19 protein-coding genes and 1 tRNA gene are annotated in these 21,182 nt (G+C 64.0%); 5 read left to right on the top strand and 15 right to left on the bottom strand.

Going from position 1 to position 21,182, the window contains the following annotated elements:
• Positions 1–51: 51 nt before the first annotated feature.
• The 4 genes from KY465_RS12260 to KY465_RS12245 form a co-directional block, all read right to left on the bottom strand.
• Positions 52–648 carry an ABC-type transport auxiliary lipoprotein family protein gene (locus KY465_RS12260; protein ID WP_219201994.1) on the bottom strand — a complete coding sequence of 199 codons (597 nt, stop codon included), beginning with the start codon at positions 646–648 and terminating at the stop codon, positions 52–54.
• Between the two features lie 102 nt (positions 649–750).
• On the bottom strand, positions 751–2,121 hold the full coding sequence (locus KY465_RS12255) for an MlaD family protein (protein ID WP_219201993.1): 1,371 nt from the start codon (positions 2,119–2,121) through the stop codon (positions 751–753).
• A gap of 57 nt (positions 2,122–2,178) precedes the next feature.
• Positions 2,179–3,048: an ABC transporter ATP-binding protein gene (locus KY465_RS12250; RefSeq protein WP_428983019.1), complete on the bottom strand. Its 870-nt coding sequence runs from the start codon at positions 3,046–3,048 to the stop codon at positions 2,179–2,181.
• A 1-nt stretch (position 3,049) separates the two neighbouring features.
• Positions 3,050–4,213 (bottom strand): ABC transporter permease, encoded by a 1,164-nt coding sequence (locus tag KY465_RS12245; protein ID WP_219202725.1) that lies wholly within the window; start codon positions 4,211–4,213, stop codon positions 3,050–3,052.
• Between the two features lie 115 nt (positions 4,214–4,328).
• Between KY465_RS12245 and dgcA the strand changes: the two genes are divergently transcribed.
• From dgcA to KY465_RS12230, 3 genes are all read left to right on the top strand, one after another.
• Complete coding sequence (gene dgcA / locus KY465_RS12240; protein ID WP_219201991.1) at positions 4,329–5,312, top strand: N-acetyl-D-Glu racemase DgcA; 984 nt, start codon at positions 4,329–4,331, stop codon at positions 5,310–5,312.
• A 155-nt stretch (positions 5,313–5,467) separates the two neighbouring features.
• On the top strand, positions 5,468–7,780 hold the full coding sequence (locus tag KY465_RS12235; RefSeq protein WP_219201990.1) for an NADP-dependent malic enzyme: 2,313 nt from the start codon (positions 5,468–5,470) through the stop codon (positions 7,778–7,780).
• Positions 7,781–7,910: 130 nt separating this feature from the next.
• Entirely contained in the window at positions 7,911–9,146 is a 1,236-nt protein-coding gene (locus KY465_RS12230) for a DUF2865 domain-containing protein (RefSeq protein WP_219201989.1), read from the top strand.
• On the opposite strand, the gene KY465_RS12225 is transcribed toward KY465_RS12230, so the two are convergent.
• The 4 genes from KY465_RS12225 to KY465_RS12210 form a co-directional block, all read right to left on the bottom strand.
• Complete coding sequence (locus tag KY465_RS12225) at positions 9,139–10,359, bottom strand: MFS transporter (RefSeq protein ID WP_219201988.1); 1,221 nt, start codon at positions 10,357–10,359, stop codon at positions 9,139–9,141. The genes KY465_RS12230 and KY465_RS12225 overlap by 8 nt on opposite strands.
• A 79-nt stretch (positions 10,360–10,438) precedes the next feature.
• Positions 10,439–12,127 carry an NAD+ synthase gene (locus KY465_RS12220; RefSeq protein WP_219201987.1) on the bottom strand — a complete coding sequence of 563 codons (1,689 nt, stop codon included), beginning with the start codon at positions 12,125–12,127 and terminating at the stop codon, positions 10,439–10,441.
• A 70-nt stretch (positions 12,128–12,197) separates the two neighbouring features.
• Entirely contained in the window at positions 12,198–13,055 is an 858-nt protein-coding gene (locus tag KY465_RS12215; protein WP_219201986.1) for a DODA-type extradiol aromatic ring-opening family dioxygenase, read from the bottom strand.
• 59 nt (positions 13,056–13,114) lie between these two features.
• Positions 13,115–13,549, bottom strand: a complete 435-nt coding sequence (locus KY465_RS12210) for a GFA family protein (RefSeq protein WP_219201985.1) — start codon at positions 13,547–13,549, stop codon at positions 13,115–13,117.
• 174 nt (positions 13,550–13,723) lie between these two features.
• Between KY465_RS12210 and KY465_RS12205 the strand changes: the two genes are divergently transcribed.
• Positions 13,724–14,233 (top strand): GNAT family N-acetyltransferase, encoded by a 510-nt coding sequence (locus KY465_RS12205; protein ID WP_219201984.1) that lies wholly within the window; start codon positions 13,724–13,726, stop codon positions 14,231–14,233.
• A 52-nt stretch (positions 14,234–14,285) separates the two neighbouring features.
• Here the strand turns inward: KY465_RS12205 and KY465_RS12200 are convergent, their stop codons facing one another.
• From KY465_RS12200 to rpiA, 6 genes are all read right to left on the bottom strand, one after another.
• Positions 14,286–15,665: a class II 3-deoxy-7-phosphoheptulonate synthase gene (locus tag KY465_RS12200; RefSeq protein ID WP_219201983.1), complete on the bottom strand. Its 1,380-nt coding sequence runs from the start codon at positions 15,663–15,665 to the stop codon at positions 14,286–14,288.
• Between the two features lie 160 nt (positions 15,666–15,825).
• Positions 15,826–16,476 (bottom strand): gamma-glutamylcyclotransferase, encoded by a 651-nt coding sequence (locus KY465_RS12195; protein ID WP_219201982.1) that lies wholly within the window; start codon positions 16,474–16,476, stop codon positions 15,826–15,828.
• A gap of 11 nt (positions 16,477–16,487) precedes the next feature.
• Positions 16,488–17,156 carry a hypothetical protein gene (locus KY465_RS12190; RefSeq protein ID WP_219201981.1) on the bottom strand — a complete coding sequence of 223 codons (669 nt, stop codon included), beginning with the start codon at positions 17,154–17,156 and terminating at the stop codon, positions 16,488–16,490.
• Between the two features lie 13 nt (positions 17,157–17,169).
• Positions 17,170–18,558: a glutathione-disulfide reductase gene (gor, locus tag KY465_RS12185; RefSeq protein ID WP_219201980.1), complete on the bottom strand. Its 1,389-nt coding sequence runs from the start codon at positions 18,556–18,558 to the stop codon at positions 17,170–17,172.
• Positions 18,559–18,671: 113 nt separating this feature from the next.
• Complete coding sequence (locus KY465_RS12180; protein ID WP_219201979.1) at positions 18,672–19,208, bottom strand: DUF2059 domain-containing protein; 537 nt, start codon at positions 19,206–19,208, stop codon at positions 18,672–18,674.
• A 15-nt stretch (positions 19,209–19,223) separates the two neighbouring features.
• Positions 19,224–19,928: a ribose-5-phosphate isomerase RpiA gene (gene rpiA, locus KY465_RS12175; RefSeq protein ID WP_219201978.1), complete on the bottom strand. Its 705-nt coding sequence runs from the start codon at positions 19,926–19,928 to the stop codon at positions 19,224–19,226.
• 248 nt (positions 19,929–20,176) lie between these two features.
• On the opposite strand from rpiA, the gene KY465_RS12170 reads away from it, so the two are divergent.
• Complete coding sequence (locus tag KY465_RS12170; protein WP_219201977.1) at positions 20,177–20,890, top strand: HAD-IA family hydrolase; 714 nt, start codon at positions 20,177–20,179, stop codon at positions 20,888–20,890.
• 57 nt (positions 20,891–20,947) lie between these two features.
• On the opposite strand, the gene KY465_RS12165 is transcribed toward KY465_RS12170, so the two are convergent.
• Positions 20,948–21,022: transfer RNA gene (locus KY465_RS12165), tRNA-Val, on the bottom strand.
• Positions 21,023–21,182 lie beyond the last annotated feature (160 nt).

Raw genomic sequence — 21,182 nt, 5'->3', positions numbered from 1 at the left:
GTTTTTTGTTTGCACCGTAGCATTGAGGGTCTTTACTACCGCCGCCCGTCCTCAGCGGAACCGGCTGAGCGACCAGGACACCAGATCCTCGGTGACCGCCTCGAAGGCCGCATCGAGCGCCGCGACATAGGCGACATTGCCGCTGCCGATCACCGGCGAGCTGGCCTCGAAGATGCGCGCCGCAATCACCGTGCCGTTGCGGTCATTGATGATCTTGGTCGAAATCTCCACATGCGCCGTCTCGGCCACATCGACGCGGATCTCGAAGGCGCGGATCGATGTGGCGATCTGGTAGTCGATCGCCAGCCCCTCGCCCGGACGTCCGACGCCGCCAACGCGGCCTGAATTCTCATAGGCCTGCACCAGCTTGGCCTGGACGATCTTCGGCAGGCGGTCGGCCCATTGCGAATCCGCCAGATATTGCACCGAGGCCGGGGTCGGCTTGATGGCGATGCTCTCGCTGTCGAGCACTTTCAGTGCCAGCGGCTCGACGACCAGGATCTGCCGGCGCGGCGCGGCGCGGCCCTTGACGACGGGCGCGCTCGACAACTCGTAGGTATCGGGCGGCGTCTTGCCCAGGCCCGCCAGACTGCCGCAGCCAGCCAGCAGCGCACTCAGCCCGATTGTCAGCAAAAATCCTGCCCGCATGGTGTGGGATCCCCCTTCCGGCCGCATATCCGCCGGATCAATCCACTCTGTCTTGCTTGCATCGCCGTGCGGAGTCAACGCCGGAAACCCAGCGCTGCGAACTCAGCGCCGTGTGCGCCCGTCATACTGCTTGACCGTGTCGCCGCCGAACAGGATCCGCTGCGGATCACTCTCGATGCTGGAGATGCTGCGTTCGATCCGCTCGATCGAGCGACGCGCATCGCGCACCAGCGCTTCCACATCGTTCAGCCCGGACGAGGAAAAACGTTGCAGATTGTCGGCAATCGGCGTGATCCGGGCATTGAGATTGTCGGCCACCGACCGGAAGGATTGCAGCGTCGCGCGCGCATCCGCCATCAGGCTCGACGAATCGTCGCTGCCCAGCAGGCTGTCGAGCTTGGCCAACACGCCATCGACCCGCGTCGAAGCGGCGTTGAGGCGATTGGCGATCTGCTTGACGTCGGTGACGATCTGATCGTAATCGGCATTGCGATCGCTGAAGGTCTTGGCCACCGAGCGCGCATCCGACAGGGTCTGGCGCGCATCGGCACTGGCTGCCGAGACATCGTTGATCACCTGCTGCACCTTCTCGGGATCAACGGCTTCCATCACCGCGTCGATGCGCTCGAGTGAAACGCTCGCCTGCTCGCCAAACGCCTTGAAGCTTTCCACCGCCTCGCCGAGCTGGGTCACCGTCTGGCCGATATCTCCCGACGCTGCTGCAACGTCGCCGGTGACCTTTTCGACATTCTCGACGATCGCGGTAATCCGTTCCGGCGATGCCGATTCCAAGAGGTCCTGCGCCGCTGCAAGCGTCGTGTCGAGGCGCGCCGACACGCTTTCCAGTGTCGTCGACAGGCTGGACACGCTTTGCAGGAACCTGTCGATGCCCTCGGCGTTGCGGGCCAGCGACCCGGAAAACTCCTCGGCGTTGCGCAGTGTCTGCGTCAGTGGCTCCCGCGCCTCGCCGACAAAACTCTCGATCTGCCCGACCACGTTGTTGGCGCGGTTGAGGATCTGGTCGGCCGTCGCCAGGATATTGGTGATGTTCGACGGCTCAGCCTCGATCACTGGGATCCGCCCCTCCTGCAAGGCTTTCTGGATCACAGTCTCCTGCCCCGGCGTGCCGCCGCGCAGCTCGATATAGGCCGAACCGGTCAATCCCTGCACCTCGAGGGCAGCCTTGGTATCGGGAAAGATCGGTGCATTGATCTGCACTTCGGTTTGCGCAACGACGTAATTCGGACTGTCGCGGTCAATCGCCAGGCGCCGGATACTGCCCACCGCGATGCCGTTGAAGCGCACCGGCGAGCCGACCGACAAGCCGTTCGCCGATCCGGGGATGCGCACCATCAATTGCGCCATTTCACCGCCGCCGCCCACCCGCGCCATCCAGTAGACGAAGCCGAAGGCCGACAGGATCACCAGCACGGTGAACAGCCCGACTATCGCGTAATTGGCGCGGGTTTCCATTAAAACGGCATTCCCTCGAAATGTCTTGACCGCGCTTTGTTACAAGCGCTTCTCGCCTCAAGCCGAATCAGGCCGCTGCGACGGTTGATGATCGATCATACGGGCTCGTTTACCCTGAAAATAGGACTGAACCCAAGGATCACCGAATTCAAGCATATCTGTGATTGTTCCGGTGATGAGCACCTTTTTCTGGCCGAGGACGGCAATTCGGTCACACACCGAAAACAGGCTGTCGAGATCGTGCGTCACCATATAGACCGTCAGCCCGAGCGTGTCGCGCAACTGCACGATCAGCTCGTCGAACTCGGCGGCACCGATCGGATCGAGCCCCGAGGTCGGCTCGTCGAGAAACACCAGATCCGGATCGAGCGCCAGCGCGCGCGCCAGCGCCGCCCGCTTGATCATGCCGCCCGACAACTCGCTCGGATACTTGTTGCCGGCAGATGGGTCAAGGCCGACCATGTCGATCTTCACCGCCGCAAGCTCGTCCATCAGCGATTGCGGCAGATCGAGATATTCACGCATCGGAACCTGGATATTCTCCTTGACCGTCAGCGCCGAGAACAAGGCGCCATGCTGAAACAGCACGCCGAGCTTCATGTCGAGTCGCACGCGCTCGGCTTCCTTGATCGTGTCGTAATCCTGCCCGAGCATGCGGATGGTGCCCGACTGTTTCGGCAACAGTCGCAATATCGAGCGCATCAGCACCGATTTGCCGGTTCCCGATGCCCCGACAAATCCGAGGATCTCACCGCGATAGACCGTCAGGTCGAGCCGGTCGAGCACGACATTGCTGCCGAATGCCACCGTCACATCGCGCGCTTCCAGTATCGCTTCATTGTGCCCGGCAGAACCCGGATCACCCACTGCCGGCTGTGTCGCGTGTTCGTCGGGGGCATTGCTGTCGATGTCGCTCACCATCACGATCCTAAAAATCAATCGCCGCGTAGAACATCGCGAACAGGCCATCGACGAGAATGACGACGAAGATCGATTTGACCACCGAGGAGGTCACCCGCCGACCGAGCGATTCGGCGCTGCCGCCGACCTTCATTCCTTCCACCGCCGCGACAATCCCGATGATCAGCGCCATGAACGGCGCCTTGATCATTCCCGAAAGGATCGTCGAAAGGTCGATCGCCTCGCGCAGGCGACCGAGGAACACGTCGAAGGTTATACCGGAATAGACCAGCGCCACCACCGCCGCACCGAACAGCGCCGAGAAATTGGCCACCACCGTCAGCAGCGGCAGCGCCAGCACCAGCGCCAGCAGGCGCGGAAAGACCAGCACGCCGATCGGGTTGAGCCCCATAACCTTCAGCGCATCGACCTCCTCGCGCATTTTCATCGAGCCGATTTCCGCGGTGATCGCGCTGCCTGAACGTCCGGCAATCATGATCGCGGTGAGCAGCACGCCGATCTCGCGCAATTGCAGGATGCCGACCAGATCGACGACAAACACTTCGGCCCCGAAATAGCGCAGTTGAAAGGCGCCCTGCTGCGCGATGATGGCGCCGATGAGGAACGACATCAGCATGATGATCGGCACCGCCCGCACGCCCATGTGATCAAGCTGGCTGATCACCGAAGCCGGCGACACACCGGCCTTGCGGCCAAGTTTCATCTGCGCCCCGCGCACGGCGGAGCCGAGAATGAAGGCTGCCGCCACCAGATCGCTGGCCAGTTCGATCATCGCCTTGCCGGTCGGCGCGAACACCCTCTCGAACAGCGGGCCGCGGTCCGCCCGAACCGTTTCGCCGCGCGCCACCAAAGGCACCGAACGCACCAGGGCCTTGTGCCCATCGCTGCCGGTCAGCGCCACGTCGATGTTGCGGGTTTCGGCCTTGCCGATCAGTCGCCGGATCAGCCAGGCCCCCGCCGTGTCGAGATGCGTGACCGCCGTGAGATCGAATGCGATCTTCTGCTCTGACAGATTGTCCTCTGCCGTCTTCATCTCGGCATGGACGGCATGCACCCCCTCGTGCCGCCAGTCTCCGGACAGGACGAGCGACAGCACCTGGCCGTCCGAGTGCCGGTCAAGCCGTGCATCCCCGTCCGCCGCGCTTGCCTTTTTTGCCCGCTCGCCCAACATGGCCAATTACATAGCCGCTTGTACTGTCCCTGTCATCGACGCGGCGGTCGAAATATGCAAAGCCTGCAGCCGTCGATGCCACCCCGGCGCAACCGGCAGACGCGAGAGGAAATTCATGGCGCGCACGCTCAAGGTCATCACGGAAAGCTTCCCCACCGCCCGTCCCTTCACCATCTCGCGCGGCGCCAAGACCTCCGCCGAAGTCCTCACCTGCATCATCGAGGACAACGGCCGCATCGGCCGCGGCGAATGCGTCCCCTACAAGCGGTATGGAGAAAGCCTTGAGGGCGTCAGATCCGATATCGAGGACCTGGCCGATGCCCTGGCGAGCGGACTGAGCCGCGACGAGCTGCAGGAAAAGATGAAGCCCGGTGCGGCGCGCAACGCGCTGGACTGCGCGCTGTGGGATCTCGAGGCCAAGCTCACCGGCCGGCCCGTCGCCGACTACGCCTGCAAGATGCTGCCCCGCCCGGTGCCGACCGCCGTGACGATTTCGCTCGGCGATGTCGCCGACATGGCCGACGCGGCACGCGCCCATGCCTCCCAGAAGGTCTTGAAGGTCAAGGTCGGCACTTCCGATGACCGGGCCCGCATCCATGCCGTCGCCAGCGCGGCACCGAATGCCGAGATCATTCTTGACGCCAATGAGGGCTGGACCGAGGACAATCTGCGCGATCACCTTCTCGTCGCCGCTGAAATGCATATCGGCCTGATCGAGCAGCCGCTGCCGGCCGGCCGTGACGACATTCTTGCGCATGTGCCGCACCCGGTTCCGATTTGCGCCGATGAAAGCGTGCACACCAGCGCCGATCTTGAAGGGCTTGTCTCACGCTATGATGCCATCAACATCAAGCTCGACAAGGCTGGCGGCCTCACTGAAGCTCTCAAAATGCGTGACCAGGCACGACAGATGGGATTCGGCGTCATGATCGGCTGCATGCTGGGATCTTCGCTGGCCATGGCACCCGCCGTGCTGCTCGCCCAGGAAGCCGACTGGGTCGATCTCGACGGTCCGCTGCTCTTGAGCGCCGACCGCACGCCCGCCCTGTCCTACACCAGTTCGATGGTCTCGCCGCCGAAACCGGAACTTTGGGGTTAACGAGCACGCAATCAGCAGAATGATCGGCGCGGACTTTCGTTTGCCAGGGGAGTTGGCTAGATCATAGCGCCAGGACAAGCGACAAGGGTCGACCGCCGCCGCGATGATGTCATGATATGCGGCAGCAATCGCAGCGCTCGATCGGGGATGGGGAAATGACGAAGAACGAAAAAGACGACGGGTCCAGCGCCGAACTCGAACAGAGCGCGCTGTTTTTCCACAAATATCCCCGGCCGGGCAAGCTGGAGATCCAGGCGACCAAGCCGCTCGGCAACCAGCGCGACTTGGCAATGGCCTATTCGCCGGGCGTGGCTGCCCCTTGCCTTGCCATCCGCGATGATCCCGATGCGGCCGACGACTACACCGCCCGCGGCAATCTCGTGGCCGTCGTCTCGAACGGCAGCGCCGTGCTCGGCCTCGGCAATATCGGCCCCCTCGCCTCCAAGCCGGTGATGGAGGGCAAGGCGGTGCTGTTCAAGAAATTCGCCGGCATCGACGTCTTTGACATCGAAATCGACGCGCCGGATATCGAGCGCATGGTGTCCGTCGTCTCGGCGCTCGAACCGACCTTCGGCGGCATCAATCTCGAAGACATCAAGTCGCCGGAGTGTTTTGTCGTCGAGCGCCGGCTGCGCGAGATGATGGACATCCCGGTCTTCCACGATGACCAGCACGGCACGGCGATCATCGTCGCCGCCGCCGTTCTCAACGGGCTGGGCCTGGCCGGCAAGCAACTCGACGAGGTCAAGATCGTCACCTCGGGCGCCGGTGCGGCCGCCCTGGCCTGCCTCAATCTGCTCGTTGAACTCGGTGCGCGCCGCGAGAACATCTGGGTGCATGACATCGAGGGGCTCGTCTATACCGGCCGCGAAGTGGACATGGACGAGTGGAAGGCCATCTATGCGCAGCCCTCCGACCACCATCAGCTCGCCGACAATATCGACGGAGCCGACGTGTTTCTCGGTCTGTCGGCGGCGGGTGTCCTGAAGCCGGAACTGCTGGCGCGCATGGCCGACAAGCCGCTGATCATGGCGCTTGCCAATCCGACCCCCGAAATCATGCCGGATATCGCGCGCGCCGCTCGCCCCGACGCGATGATCTGTACCGGGCGTTCCGACTTCCCCAACCAGGTCAACAACGTTCTGTGCTTTCCCTACATCTTCCGCGGCGCACTCGACTGCGGCGCCCGCACCATCAACGAGGAGATGAAGACCGCCGCCGTGCGCGCCATTGCCGATCTGGCCCAGGAAGAGGTGTCCGACGTCGCCGCCCGCGCCTATTCCGGCGAAACACCGGTGTTCGGCCCGGACTATCTGATCCCCTCGCCGTTTGATCCGCGGCTGATCCTGCGCATCGCGCCAGCCGTGGCCAAAGCGGCGGCCGACAGCGGCGTTGCCCGCCGTCCGATCGCCGACATGGAAGCCTATGTCGACCGCCTGTCGATCTTCGTCTTCCGCTCCGGGCTGATCATGAAGCCGCTGTTCAATGCCGCCAAGGTGGCCAGCCGCAAGCGGGTGATCTTCGGAGAGGGCGAGGACGAGCGCGTCCTGCGCGCCGCCCAGGTGCTGATCGAGGAAAACATCGCCACCCCGATCCTCATCGGCCGCCCGACGATCATCGCCTCCCGTCTCGACCGCTTCGGTTTGAAGATCCGCCCGGGCACCGATTTCGAGGTCGTCAATCCGGAAGACGATCCGCGCTTCCGCTCCTATGTCGATGATTACTTCGCCCTGGTCGGCCGCAAGGGGGTGATCCCGGAGGCGGCGCGCACCATCGTCCGCACAAATTCGACGGTCATCGGTGCCCTGGCGGTGCGGCGCGGCGAGGCCGACGCCCTGATCTGCGGCGTCGAGGGCCGCTACCAGAGGCATCTGCGCGACGTCTCGCAGATCATCGGTCCGGCCGAAGGTGTCATCGATTTTGCCGCTCTCAGCCTGCTGATCAACCAGCGCGGCGCCACTTTCTTCGTCGATACCGCCGTCAGTCTCGATCCGACCGCCGAGCAGATTGCCGAGGTCACGATCCGCGCTGCCGCCGAGATCCGCCGCTTCGGCATCCGCCCGCGCGCCGCGCTGCTGTCGCACTCCAATTTCGGCTCGCGGGATTCCGACAGCGCCCTGAAGATGCGCGAAGCCGCCCGCCTGGTGCGCGAAAAGGCTCCCGAACTCGAAGCCGACGGCGAGATGCACGGCGATGTGGCAATTTCCGAGCTACTGCGCCAGCGGGTCATGCCCGACTCGACCCTGAGGGGCGAGGCCAATCTGCTGGTCTTCCCGCATCTCGATGCGGCCGCCATCACGCTCGGTGTCGTCAAGGCCGCCACCGAGGCGCTGCATGTCGGACCGATCCTGCTCGGCGGCGCCATGCCGGCGCATATACTTTCGCCCTCGGTCACCTCGCGCGGCGTTGTCAACATGGCGACATTGGCGGTTGTCGAGGCCTCCTACCCGGCCGAACCCATCTGCTGAAGCGCAGAAAGGAGCGCCGCCGGCCCTGCCTGCGATAACCTTGCCATAAAATGGTCCTCTATACCGGGCCTGTTAACGGCTTGCCGCTAACCTCGCGGCAGATCGATGACGGAGTGGCAGGATACGAGCCATGCGCCTTGCGCTGATTCTAGCATTTCTCCTGGCAATCGCCGCAGCCCCCGGCAGCCCGGCACTGGCCCGGACCTCGGCCCATTGCGCCCAACTGGCCGACAAGCTGGCCGCCGTGTCCGAACTGGGCGGCAATGCGCAGGCGGATGCGCGCTACCGCCGCTATGCGGAAGCGGTGCGCCGCCAGGAGAACGCTTTGCGCCAGCTTGAACAGGACCGGCGCGCCAGTGGGTGCGGCACCGGCAGCCTGCTGATTGTCGGTGGCCCGCAGGCCGCCACCTGCCGCAGGCTCGAAGCCACCGACCGCAAGATGCAAGCCAATCTGCGCGCCCTCGAGCGCAAGCGCGATTCCTACGACCGGGCCAACAGTGCCATCGTCCGGCGCCGCATCGAAACCGCCATGCTGGCCAGTGACTGCGGCCTGCCGGGCGCATCCGAACCGCCGCGTGAAGTCACCGCAAGCATCTCCGGAGAGGTTGAGAACCGGCCGCGCATCGATGCCGAACCGCGGACGCAGCCGGGCACGAATTCCAACATCATCGATATGCAGAATGGCGCGCGCTTCCTCGACGATTCGGGCGGCCAGATGGCCAGCACCAGAGGGTCAGACAGCACCTTGCGGCTGCGCATCGAGCGTCGCTCGCCCTATGGCGGCAATCTGCGCACTCTGTGTGTGCGCACCTGCGACGGCTATTATTTTCCCATCTCGTCGGCGGCAACATCGATGGATTTCGCCCGTGATGCCCGCGCCTGCCAGATGATGTGTCCGGGAACCCCGACCGAACTTTATTTTCACTCGGTGCGCGGTCAGGACAGCGAGGACATGGTCTCGGTAGCCACCCATCGTCCCTACACCGATCTGCCTGCCGCCTTCCGCTACCGCGACACAAAGGCCGCGCCGGTGGCCGGATGCAGCTGCAACATGAAAGCCTTCCACAATGAGATGCAGCGCCGCGAGGCCCTGATTACCGGCCAGGACAGAAGCGAAACCGCGTCACGCGTTCCGGTGCCGGCTTCCCGTCCCGACCCTGGTGAGGACCCCGAGACGATCGCCAATGGCCAGGCCGGCTTCGACAGCCGGACGATTGCCGCCATCACCGCTGCTTCGCAAACCGACCGGCCGGCCCCCGGCAAGCCGCGACCGGTCCGCATTGTCGGTCCGGCTTTCCTGCCCGAATCCAGCGAGCGGCTCGATTTTACCGCCAACACCGAAACGGTCGAAGACCTGTTCAGGTGAGGACCGCGTTGCGCCCGCGCACCCGCAAGCTGACAAACATCATCAGTCCGACTGCGATCAGGCAGTAAACGCCCATGGCGCCAATTTGCGCCGGGTAGGACACGCCGGCATCGATCAGCCAGCCGGTCAGGCCCGGTCCGACGGCGGTCGCCAGCACCATCAGCGCCACCACCACCGCCCGGATCGATCCAAGATGGCGGGTGCCGTATAATTCCGGCCACAGCGCCCCGAACAATGTCGAGGAAAAGCCGTAGGAAATCCCCATCAGCGCCATGAAGACATAGGCGCCCCACGGTGACGCCGTGGTCGCCAGCACCAGGCAGGAGGCCGCCAGCGGCACCAGGAACGACGGCAGGATGCGGATCGCCGAGAAGCGATCGATCAGCTGCCCGGCGATCAGGGCGAAAATGATCGTCATCGACGACATGATCAGATAGGCGCTGGCAAACACCGATACCGGCCAGCCGCGCAACTCGCTGAGATAGACCTGGTGGAAGAACACCGTCGTGCCGATGAAGCCGGGCGCCAGGATCCCCCCAAGGCACAGCCAGAACATCGGGTCGCGCATCACCTCGGCGCGGGTCCATTCATGCGCCACCACCAGGCGCTCCGGCCCGTCGGAGGCACGCGGCATTCGCGCCTGGCGCATCAGCAGATAGATCACCGGCCAGGCGACCAGCGCCAGCACGGCCGCCGAGGCCAGCCAGGTGCCGCGCCAGCCGAGCGCATAGGCGGCAAACACGAATGCCGACGGCAACACCGCCTCGCCGCCCTGGTGACCAAGCGTTGCCAGCGATACGGCGCGGCCGCGCTGGGCGGAGAACCACCGCCCCATCGCCGTCATGGCGATATGCGTCATCATCCCCTGCCCGAACAGCCGCAGGGCATAGATCGTCACGCCAAGCCAGACCACGTTGCTGGCCAGCGCCATCGACACGGTGGCAAGCATCAGCGCCGGAATGACGAAGGTGGCGACCATGGCGATCGAATAGCGATCCACCACCTTGCCCAGCTGCGGCAGCGTCAGTGCGCTGGCCAGCGTCGCGATCATGTACAGCCCGCCGAACTGGCCGTGCGACAGGCCAAATTCCGCACGAATCTCGCCGGCCGACAGGGCGATGAAGAATGTCTGTCCGAAGGACGAGAAGAATGTCAGCAGGAAGCCGCCGATGATCCAGCGGGCATTCTCGCGCAGAAAGTGAATAAGCGGCATGGAGGAATCCAGGTCAAAGGAGTGCGAGCCATGCACCCAGGCCGCCGCACTTGCAAGGCTGCAGCCGCTGCAGGCGCCCTCAATCGCGGTCGCGGAACCGGTTGGTGATCGGATAGCGGCGGTCGCGGCCGAAATTCTTGCGGGTGATCTTCACGCCCGGCGCCGATTGCCGCCGCTTGTACTCGGCCAGATAAAGAAGATGCTCGATCCGGTGCACCACCGCCACGTCGTGACCGCGCGCAACAATCTCCTGCGTGCCCATTTCCTTCTCGACCAGACATTCGAGAATGTCGTCGAGATCGGCATAGGGCGGCAGCGAATCCTGGTCCGTCTGGTCAGGGCGCAGTTCCGCCGAGGGCGCCTTGTCGATGATCCGTGCCGGGATCACCTCGCCGGACGGGCCAAGCGCGCCGGGCGGCAGATGCGCATTGCGCCAGCGCGAAAGGGCGTAGACCTGCAATTTGTACAGGTCCTTGATCGGGTTGAACCCGCCATTCATGTCGCCGTACAGCGTCGCGTAGCCGACGGACATTTCCGACTTGTTGCCGGTCGTCACCACCATCGAGCCGAACTTGTTGGAGATCGCCATTAAGATGGTGCCGCGCGTCCGGCTCTGCAGATTTTCCTCGGTGACCCCCTCTTCCGTGCCCTCGAACAAGTCGCCGAGCGCGTTGGAAAACGCGGTGACCGTTTCCTCGATCGCCACAACGTCGTAGCGGCAGCCGAGCGCGCGCGCGCAGGCCGCGGCATCCTCGATCGATTCCGGCGCCGTATACCGATAGGGCAGCATCACGGCGCGCAGCCGCTCTTCGCCGAGCGCATCAACGCACAGCGCCGCGCACAGCGCCGAATCGATACCGCCCGACAGGCCGAGCACGACATTGCGGAAACCGTTCTTGTTGACGTAGTCGCGCAACCCCAGCATGCAGGCGCGATAATCCGCTTCCTCGGCGCCGGGAATCACCGACATGACCCCGGACTTGCAGGCCCAGCCGTCTTCACCGCGTCGCCAGGTCGAGACCGACACCGCATCTTCGAACTGGCTCATCTGAAACGCCAGCGTATGGTCGGCGTTGAATGCAAAGCTGGCGCCGTCGAACACCAGTTCATCCTGCCCGCCGAGCATGTTGGCGTAAATCAGCGGCAACCCGCTCTCGATCACCTGCCGCAGCACCACCTGCTGCCGCACGTCCACCTTGCCGCGGTAATAGGGCGAACCGTTCGCCACGATAAGCAGTTCCGCACCGCTTTCAGCCAGCGTCTCGCACACGCCGAGATCGCCCCAGATGTCCTCGCACACCGGCAGGCCGATGCGCACCCCGCGCACCATCACCGGACCCGGCATTTCGCCGGCGTCAAACACCCGCTTTTCATCAAATTCGCCGTAATTGGGCAGATCGACCTTGTCGCGTACCCCGACCACGGCGCCACCATCGAGCACCGCTACCGAATTGTAGCGTTTGCCCTCCTCGCCGCGCGGATAGCCGACAATCACCGCCGGCCCGCCATCGGATGTATCCGCTGCAAGCTCGGCAACCGCCCTGGCGCAGGCCTCGAGAAAGGCCGGACGCACGACGAGATCCTCGGGCGGATAGCCCGACAGGAACAGTTCCGGAAACACGACGATATCGGCACCGTGCCGCGCCGCGTCCTCGCGCCCGGCCCGCACCTGCGCAACATTGCCGGCGATGTCGCCGACGGTCGGATTCATCTGCGCGACGGCAATACGCAGCACATCCGGTGTGCCCTGTTGAGTTTGCTCTGCCATGACTTCGGAATTAGCCTATCAGCCGCAAATTGCAAATCGCAATCTACGCGCGCCGATCACCGGGACGCGCCTAACGCTCCGCCGGGGCCGGGTCGAACCGCCACATCGCCATCGACAGGACGCCGAACTCGTCGCTGCGATGCAGTTGCGTTGCTGCAAACCGGTCTCCGGCAACCCCCATCGCAACAAACAGCGGCATCAGATGCTCGTCGGTCGGGTGATTGCGGCTCGCATGCGGGGCGCGATCGCGGTAGGCGAGCAGCGCATCGAGATCCGCCGCCGAGATGCGCTCGCACATCCAGTCGGCAAACTCCTGCGCCCACGCGGGCACCGCCGCATCGCGCGCGCCCTGGCGCACATTCACGAACGCCTCAGGAAGATTATGCGTAAACGACCCGGACCCGACCACCAGCACGTCTTCACGCGCCAGTTTTGCCAGCGCCCTGCCGAGCCGCAAATGGTGCTCTGGCCCGCCCTGCGGATCGACGGACACGACCACCACCGGGATGTCGGCCTCGGGATACATCAGGATCAGCGGCACCCACACGCCGTGATCGAACCCACGCTCGACCAGCGTCCGCGCGGTGAACCCCTGCGCAGCAAGATCTGCTGAAATCTGCTCTGCCAGTTCCGGTGCACCGGGGGCCGGATACTGCATCTCGTACAGCTCTTGCTGGAAGCCGCCAAAATCATGGATGGTCTCCGGCGCCGCGTCAGCGGTGACCCCGACAAGGTCCGGAAGTTCGAAATGCGCGCTGACCACAACGATGGCTTTGGGACGTGGCAATGACGATGCGACGTCGCGCAGAAAGGCGTTCGCCGGAGTGCGTGCGATCACCGTATCGGGCGAGCCATGCGAGATGAACAGGCTCGGCAGAACCGCTCCCTGGCGGGCCTGCGGCTGCGGGGAAACGAAAACTTCGGACATTGCGACACTCCTTTGTCGTCAGATGGTGCGACACGTCCTGCTCTGCAAGCGCGCCACCCTCATTCGGTCTCGTCGGAGTGCTCCGCTGGCAAATCCCGCGCATGCTGCGGCAGCCCGTCTGCGATCGTGTAAAAATCACCCTTGTCGGCACAATAGATGTGCGCCGCCATCTGCAGCCCGGTCGGCGGGTCGAAGGCGCCGGCAAGTATCGAGGTGCGCTCACGTTTCCTGGCGCGCCAGAACAGCGCCGACCCGCAGCGCTTGCAGAAGCCGCGCGCCGCCTGATTGGAGGAATGGTACCAGCACAGCATTCCCGCCTGGTCATCAATCGTCAGGCATGTGTCATCGACATCGGTGGCCGCATAATAAAGGCCCGATTGCCGGCGGCACTGGCCGCAATGGCAGGCGATGACCGCGCGCAGTGGGCCCTCGGTGCGAAAACGCACCGCCCCGCAAAGACAGCCTCCGGTGTGAGAACCGGCGATGCCGGTCATTTTGGTTCTTCCCCTGACATTGGGCCCGGTCCCCCTAGATAGATCATCTCTACGCATTCCCGCACAATGTTGCGCACATATGAGCACAACGTTCGTCCGCCGGAAAGTCGTTTCCGGTCAAGGACGACCAGGCCCGCGACCGCCAGTGGCTGAAGATCAAGGAGCACTCTGCCGATGACCCCCGTCTCCCTGCGCCGCGCCGAAATCAGTGATGCCGCGACGATCCATCGGGCCTTGAAGGCGTTGGCAGAGCATTTGCACGAGAACGATCAGTTTCACCTGACCATTTCCGACCTCGAGCAGCACGGATTCGGTTCGCAACCGGCCTTTTCCGTGCTGATGGCCGAAAAGGCTGACCGGTTTGCCGGATTGTGTCTGTATTTCACCATCTTCTCGACCTGGTACGGCAAGTGCGGCGTCTATGTTCAGGATCTGTATGTGGCGCCGGAATTTCGCGGCCAGCGGGTTGGCGAAGCACTGCTCGCCCGCATAGCCGCCGAGGAGCGCGCGGCGGGCGCCACCTATATGCGCCTGTCGGTCGATCCGTCCAACATGCAGGCGCAGATCTTCTATGACCGGCTCGGTCTGGCTGCCTCGCCGAAAGAGGAAATCCGCATGGCCGCGCAGGACGCCTTTGTGGCACTCGCCGAACGTGGCAAGCATCTTCTCGGCGATCGCGCATGAAAAAGGCCGGGTGAAACACCCGGCCCGATCGGTATGTAGTCAGCCCTGAGGTTCAGCCGCTGACGGCGGCCGCCGACTTGCTGGCTTCGCGGCTGCCCTTCAGCAGTTCAGCCACCAGGAATGCCAGTTCCAGAGCCTGGCTGGCATTGAGGCGCGGATCGCAATGGGTGTGGTAGCGATCCGACAGGCTTTCGGCTGACACGGCGCGCGCACCCCCGGTGCACTCGGTCACATCCTTGCCGGTCATCTCGATGTGGATGCCGCCGGGATGCGTGCCCTCGGCACGATGGATCTGGAAGAAGCTCTCGACCTCCGACAGCACCCGCTCGAAGGGCCGCGTCTTGTAGCCGTTCAGCGAAATCGTGTTGCCATGCATCGGATCACAGGACCACACGACCTTCTTGCCTTCGCGTTCGACGGCGCGGATCAGCTTCGGCAGATGGTCAGCGATCTTGTCGTGTCCGAACCGGGCGATCAGCGTCAGCCGGCCGGCTTCGTTGCCGGGGTTGAGGATGTCGATCAGGTTGAGCAGATCATCCGGGTCCAGCGTCGGGCCGCATTTCAGGCCGATCGGGTTCTTGATGCCACGGCAGAACTCGACATGCGCATGATCGGCCTGGCGGGTGCGGTCACCGATCCAGATCATGTGACCCGACGTGGCGTAATAGTCGCCACTGGTCGAATCCGTGCGCGTCAGCGCCTGCTCATAGCCGAGCAGCAAGGCTTCGTGGCTCGTGAAGAAATCGGTCTCGCGCAGCCGCGCATGCGTTTCCGCCGTGATGCCGATGGCCTTCATGAAATCGACCGTCTCGGAAATGCGGTCGGCGAGTTTCTGGTAGCGTTCCGCCTGCGGGCTGTCCTTGACGAAGCCGAGCATCCATTGATGCACATTGTCGAGCTTGGCGTAACCGCCCTGGGCAAAGGCGCGCAGCAGATTGAGCGTTGCCGCCGACTGGCGGTAGGCCATGATCTGCCGTTCCGGGTCCGGAATACGCGACTTCTCGTCGAAATCGATGCCGTTGACGATATCACCGCGATAGCTCGGCAGTTTCGTTTCACCCTGCGTTTCGAAGGCGGACGAACGCGGCTTGGCGAACTGGCCACCGATCCGGCCGACCTTGACCACCGGCTGCTGCGCGCCATAGGTCAGCACCACTGCCATCTGCAGGAAGACCCGGAAGAAATCGCGGATATTGTCGGCCTCGTGCTCGGCAAAGCTTTCCGCGCAATCGCCGCCCTGCAACAGGAAGCCCTCGCCGCCCGCCACCTTGGCAAGCGCATCGGTCAGCCGCCGGGCTTCACCGGCAAACACCAGCGGCGGAAATTTCGCCAGGCGCTGTTCCGTTGTCTGCAGCGCCTCGGCATCCGGATAGTCGGGAACCTGCTGGATCGGCTTGTCGCGCCAGCTTGATGGTGTCCAGTTCTGTGCCATGGTTTAAACCCTGTTCTGTGGCCCCGCCCGGCGCAATGACCGGCGGCGGGAGCGTAAACTGTGCTGTTGGCGGCGGCTTATAGCGCCAATGCCGCCGCAATGAAAGCCGCAGGCGGAGCGTTTCTCGTCCGGCCGCCGTCCCGCTCCCAGCCTGTTCGTCTCAAGCTTGGCTGCCCAGACCATGTTCCGCCAGCACCCGCGCGAACAGATCTGCCTCGCCGTCAGCGAGGCGAACGGCCCGCGGATAAAGCGGCGTATCGCGGTCTTCGTGGATCGCATGCCCTGCAAATCCCTGGGTTTCCGCCATGAAGCGCTCGACGCCGTCGGCCCCGAACACCTGGTGAAATCCTTGCAGCACCGCATCGAGATAGCTGCGCAGGATCGGCGAGCGAGAAGCATCCTTTTCCGGCTCGTAGCCGCGTTCGTAGATATAAAGCGCATCCGGCAGGTGGGCCGGCGCCGGGCCCTCGAAGGCAAGCGCCTCGCGCGGCAATGCCACCCGCCGGTAGAGATTTTCACGCGCATCCACCGACGGCAGGCTGGCCAGCCGGTCGATGATCAGCATGCCGTCCATCGCGGCATCGGCGGCCGCCTCGGCGGTCAGAACCGCCGGTCCGACGCCTGCGTATTTCGGTGCCTGCGCCGGGCGCGGCCGCCACAGCCTCTGCCAACCGGTCACCCGCGCCGGATAGGCAGCGACGATCTGGGTGCGCAGCGTCGCGCGGTTGACCAGCGACCCGTAGCCGAAATACGCAATCCGTGCCTCGGGGTCGCCACGTGGCGCATCCGTCATATCCAAACTGGTCGTCACAACACCTTCCTTCACTTCGCCCGGCCCCGCTGAAACCCGCCGCCGGCCCGCAAGGCCGCCGCGTAGATCTCGCAGTTGCGCACGATCTCGTCGCCGATATGCGCCCCGTCACCATTGACCACGTCGCGCGCCGCACGATAATCGAGGCGCCCGTCACCGGCATCGAAATCAGCCAAGCGGCAGGGCCGGAACCAGCCCTCGATCATGCCGCAAAAGGCCACATGCGCCGAGACGACCGGATCGAGGATACGGTCGTAATCCGCGGCCAGACCGCAGGCAATGCCGCGTTTAGCAAGCTGCGCCTCTGCCTTGAGATAGTTGCGCCGATGCGTGAGCTGGATGTCACCGCCACCGACCGCGATCTGCCCGCTCTCGTCGGCCTGCCAATAGGGCGTTTTCACCCAACTCAGCCGCCCGCTGTCGAATGCGGCCTGCAGACGCTGCGCCGCCTCGCTGCGGTCTGCCGCAAAGGCCTCGAGCACCGGCTCCATCCGGCCGCCGGTCTCGCGGTGGATCTGCCCGAGCGCCGCCGCCAGGTAGCTGTCGGGATAGGCTGAGTAATGCGCGTCCCAGATCGTCAGCTTGACCGTCAGCCCGCGCTGCTGCGCATCACTCATGCCGTCCGGAAACAACCGCGCATCGACCTCGGTGAGGTAGCGGAAGAAGGCGCTGCGATCCATGGCGGCAACTCTGTCAGACCCGCTCGCCGTTCTTCACCCGGTAGCTTGGCTGATACATGGTCACCAGTTCCTCCGCCGCCGTCGGATGCACCGCCATCGTCCGGTCGAAATCGTCCTTGCTGCAGCCGGCCTTCAGCGCGATGGCGATCACCTGCGCCATTTCACCCGCATCGGCACCGAGAATGTGCACGCCGAGCACGGTCCGGTCGAGCCCGTTGACGACGATCTTCATGATCATCTTTTCCTGGCGGCCGGACAGCGTGTTCTTCATTGGCCGGAACTCGGCGCGGTAGATTTCAAGCGCCTCATACTTGGCTGCGGCCTCGTCTTCGCTCATCCCGACCGTGCCGATTTCCGGCTGCGAGAATACGGCGGTGGCGATCAGTTGGTGGTCCGGCGCCGTCGGGCGATCCTTGTAGACCGTGTCGACAAAGCACATCGCCTCGTGGATCGCCACCGGCGTCAGTGCCACCCGGTCGGTGACATCGCCGACCGCATAGATATGCTCGACATTGGTGCGCGAATAGGCGTCGACCGGAATGGCGCCCTTGTGATCGGTCTCGACGCCGGCCTTGTCGAGCCCCAGCGTCTCGGTATTCGGATCACGCCCGAGCGCCAGCATCACCTGGTCAACGACCAGCTCGTCGCCGTCCGACAATTCGGCACGCAGGCGCCCGTCAGCGGTTTTCTCGATCTTGTGAAAGACCTGGTGGCACAGGATCTTGATGCCCTTGTTCTCCATCGCCGTGTGCAGGCCGCGGCGCATGTCCTGGTCAAAGCGCGACAGGATCTCCTGACCGCGATAGACCAATGTCGTCTCGACGCCGAGGCCGTGAAAGATATTGGCGAATTCCACCGCGATGTAGCCGCCGCCGGCGATGGCGATGGCTTTTGGCAAGCTCTCCAGATGAAAGGCCTCGTTGGAACTGATGCACAGCTCATGGCCGGGCAGCGCCGCATGCGGATTCGGCCGCCCGCCGACGGCGATCAGCACATGCTCCGCCGTCACCGTTTCGCCCGATGCGGAAATTCGGATTTCGTGCGGCCCGACGAATTCGGCGCGGCTTTCGATGATCGTCGCCCCCGCCGTCTCCAGTCCCTTGCGGTAGAGCCCCTCGAGCCGGTCGACTTCCCGGTCCTTGTTGGCAATCAGGGTCGGCCAGTCGAAGGAGGTTTCGCCCACTGACCAGCCAAATCCGGCCGCATCCTCGAAATGCTCCGAGAATTGCGAGGCGTAGACGAACAGCTTTTTCGGCACGCAGCCACGGATGACACAGGTGCCGCCGAATCGATACTCCTCGGCAATGGCCACCTTCTTTCCCAGCCCGGCGGCAAGCCGCGCCGCGCGCACGCCCCCCGATCCGCCTCCGATGACGAAGAGATCGTAGTCATAACTGGCCATGCCCGTTCCTTTCTTCCAATTTGCGCTTTGCATATAGTCAGCCGCGGCAAAGAAAAAGCCCCGGGCGACGGCCCGGAGCTGCAATTTCTGCCAATGCGGCGCTGCCGAGCGTCTTACTGCTCGGTCTTCGGCACCACCTTGTCGCGCTGGCCAAGTTCGGCGCGCAGTTTTTCCGCCACCTGCTCTGCCATGTCGCGTTGAATGCCATTTGACCAGATTTCCGCCGCCTTCAGCAGTTCGCGCGTGGCCAGCGGACCGCTTTCCAGAAGCTTGACGCCGGCCGGCGAGGTGTAGAAGTCCGCAATCGCCTTCAGCTCTTCTTCGCTGAAGGATTTCGCATACACCGCTGCCGCCTCGCGCTCGAGATCGCCGCGCCGGCTGGCCAGCGACAGCGCCACCTCGTCAACGGCCGCATCGATCTCAGGCTGGATGTCCGGCGTCGACTGGATCAGATTGGCTTTCAGCCGCGCGGCAGCGCCCGGCAGGATGGAATCGAATTGATCGGTCTGTTTCAGCGCCGAAATCGCACTGCGCGCCGCCGCCAGATGCGAATCGCTCGGCTCCTGTGCAAAGGCGGTCGCTCCGCTCGCCAGCACCAGCGCCAGGGCGGCACCGGCACAGGCAAATTTCAATCGGGGAAGTATCAGCATTCGAAGGAACTCCTGTCAGATCTTGGCAGTCAGCGTTCGCACACCCGCCGGGGCGGCGATAATGGCGGCGTCGGCCATGTTGAGAAACAATCCGTGTTCGACCACGCCGGGAATGGCCGCGAGGCCTTCGGCCAGCGCTTCTGCCTCCGGAATACGGCCAAATGATGCGTCGAGCAGGAAATGGCCGCCATCGGTGATATACGGCTCATCCTTGCCCTGACGCTGGCGCTGCAGAATGGTGCCGTTCAGGCCGAGACGCTCGGCCAGCTTGTCGACCGCGCGCCGCGTTGCCGCCAGGCCGAACGGCATCACCTCGATCGGCAGCGGAAACGCGCCGAGCACATCGACCAGCTTCGTCTCATCGGCAATGACGATCATCCGTTCCGAAGCCGCGGCGACGATCTTTTCGCGCAGATGCGCCCCGCCGCCACCCTTGATCAGGCACAATTGCGGGTCGATCTCGTCCGCCCCGTCGATGGTCAGGTCGAGCTCGGGCAGATCATCGAGCGAAAACAGCGGCACGCCCAGTTCGAGGCACAGGCGCGCGGTTCGTTCCGAGGTCGGCACGCCCTGGACGGCAAACCCGTCCGCCACCTTCTCCGCCAGCAGGCGCACGAATTCATCGGCGGTCGAACCGGTGCCGATGCCGAGCCGCATGCCATGTTCGACATGCGAGAGTGCTTCCTCGGCAGCGGCGATTTTAAGACTTCGGGCGTCCATTCTGGGCTCTGAAACTTGTTGAGGTTCTGCGCTGTTACCATGATGCGCCGCCAACCGCAAAGACCCGCCCCGCCGCTTTCTCCGCCTTTTCGCAGCAAGACTTTGTCGCAATCTGCCTGCCACGCCGGCGGGAGGAACGGAGCAAACCGGCGCACGCTGCGCCGGCGACCCCATTTGCCAGCGCACGCGCCCGCTGCTAAGCCTCGCTGCATCGCCACAGGCCCCCGTCCGAACAACCGGATTTTTGCATGACTTCATCGCCGATAACCGTCGTATTTGATCTCGACGGCACCATGATCTCGACCGCCGACGACCTTCTCGACAGCCTCAACCACATTCTGAAGATCGACGGGTTGCAGCCGCTTGCCGCCGACGATGTCGGATTCCGCCTCGGCCAGGGAGCCCGCGCCATGATCAGCCATGGCTATGCCTCGCAGAATGTTGCCCTCGAAGCACAGCGTCTCTCCACTCTGACCGATCTGTTCGTTGCCCATTACGGCGCCAACATTCCCGGTCGCAGCATCCCCTTTCCCGGCCTGCTGCCAGCGCTCGACCGTCTCGAGGCAGCCGGTTGCCGACTGGCTGTCTGCACCAACAAGTTTGAAGCACTCGCACGCAAGCTGCTTGAGCATCTCGACATGGCGCAGCGTTTCGCCGTGATCGCCGGCTCGGATACCTATGCGACCCGCAAGCCGGACGCCGGCCATATCCTGCAGACCATTGCCGATGCCGGCGGCGATCCGCAGCGGACCGTCATGATCGGAGATTCGATCAGTGACATTAAGGGCGCCCGCAACGCCGGCGTCGCCTCGATCGGCGTGCCCTTCGGCTATTCCGATGTTCCGATTGCCAAGCTCGAACCCGACGCCCTGATCAGCCATTTCGACGAACTGACCATGCCGCTGCTGCATGACCTGCTCGCCGCGCCGAGCAAGGACGCGCGGTCAGGATCGCGCGGCTGAACGCCTGGCGCGTCGCATTGACGCGGCGGATCGACCGAATTCCTATTTGGAAAAAAATGGTGGGCGCGACAGGGATTGAACCTGTGACCCCTGCCGTGTGAAGGCAGTGCTCTCCCGCTGAGCTACGCGCCCGAACCCCTCAATTGGGGGCTTTCGGCGCCTCTATGCCTTAAGCCGTCTTCAGATGCAAGCAGAACGATGGTGAAGTTGCGCGCTGGGTCATCCTCACGGCCGCCAAGCGCGTTTCCCCACACCGGCGGAGGCAAAAACCCCTTGATGATATATCATGTAC

The sequence above is a fragment of the Neohoeflea coraliihabitans genome, from assembly GCF_019334345.1.
GTDB lineage: Bacteria > Pseudomonadota > Alphaproteobacteria > Rhizobiales > Rhizobiaceae > Pseudohoeflea > Pseudohoeflea coraliihabitans.
Note: the sequence above shows the minus strand (reverse complement) of the source record. Positions and strands in the feature narration are given on the sequence as shown.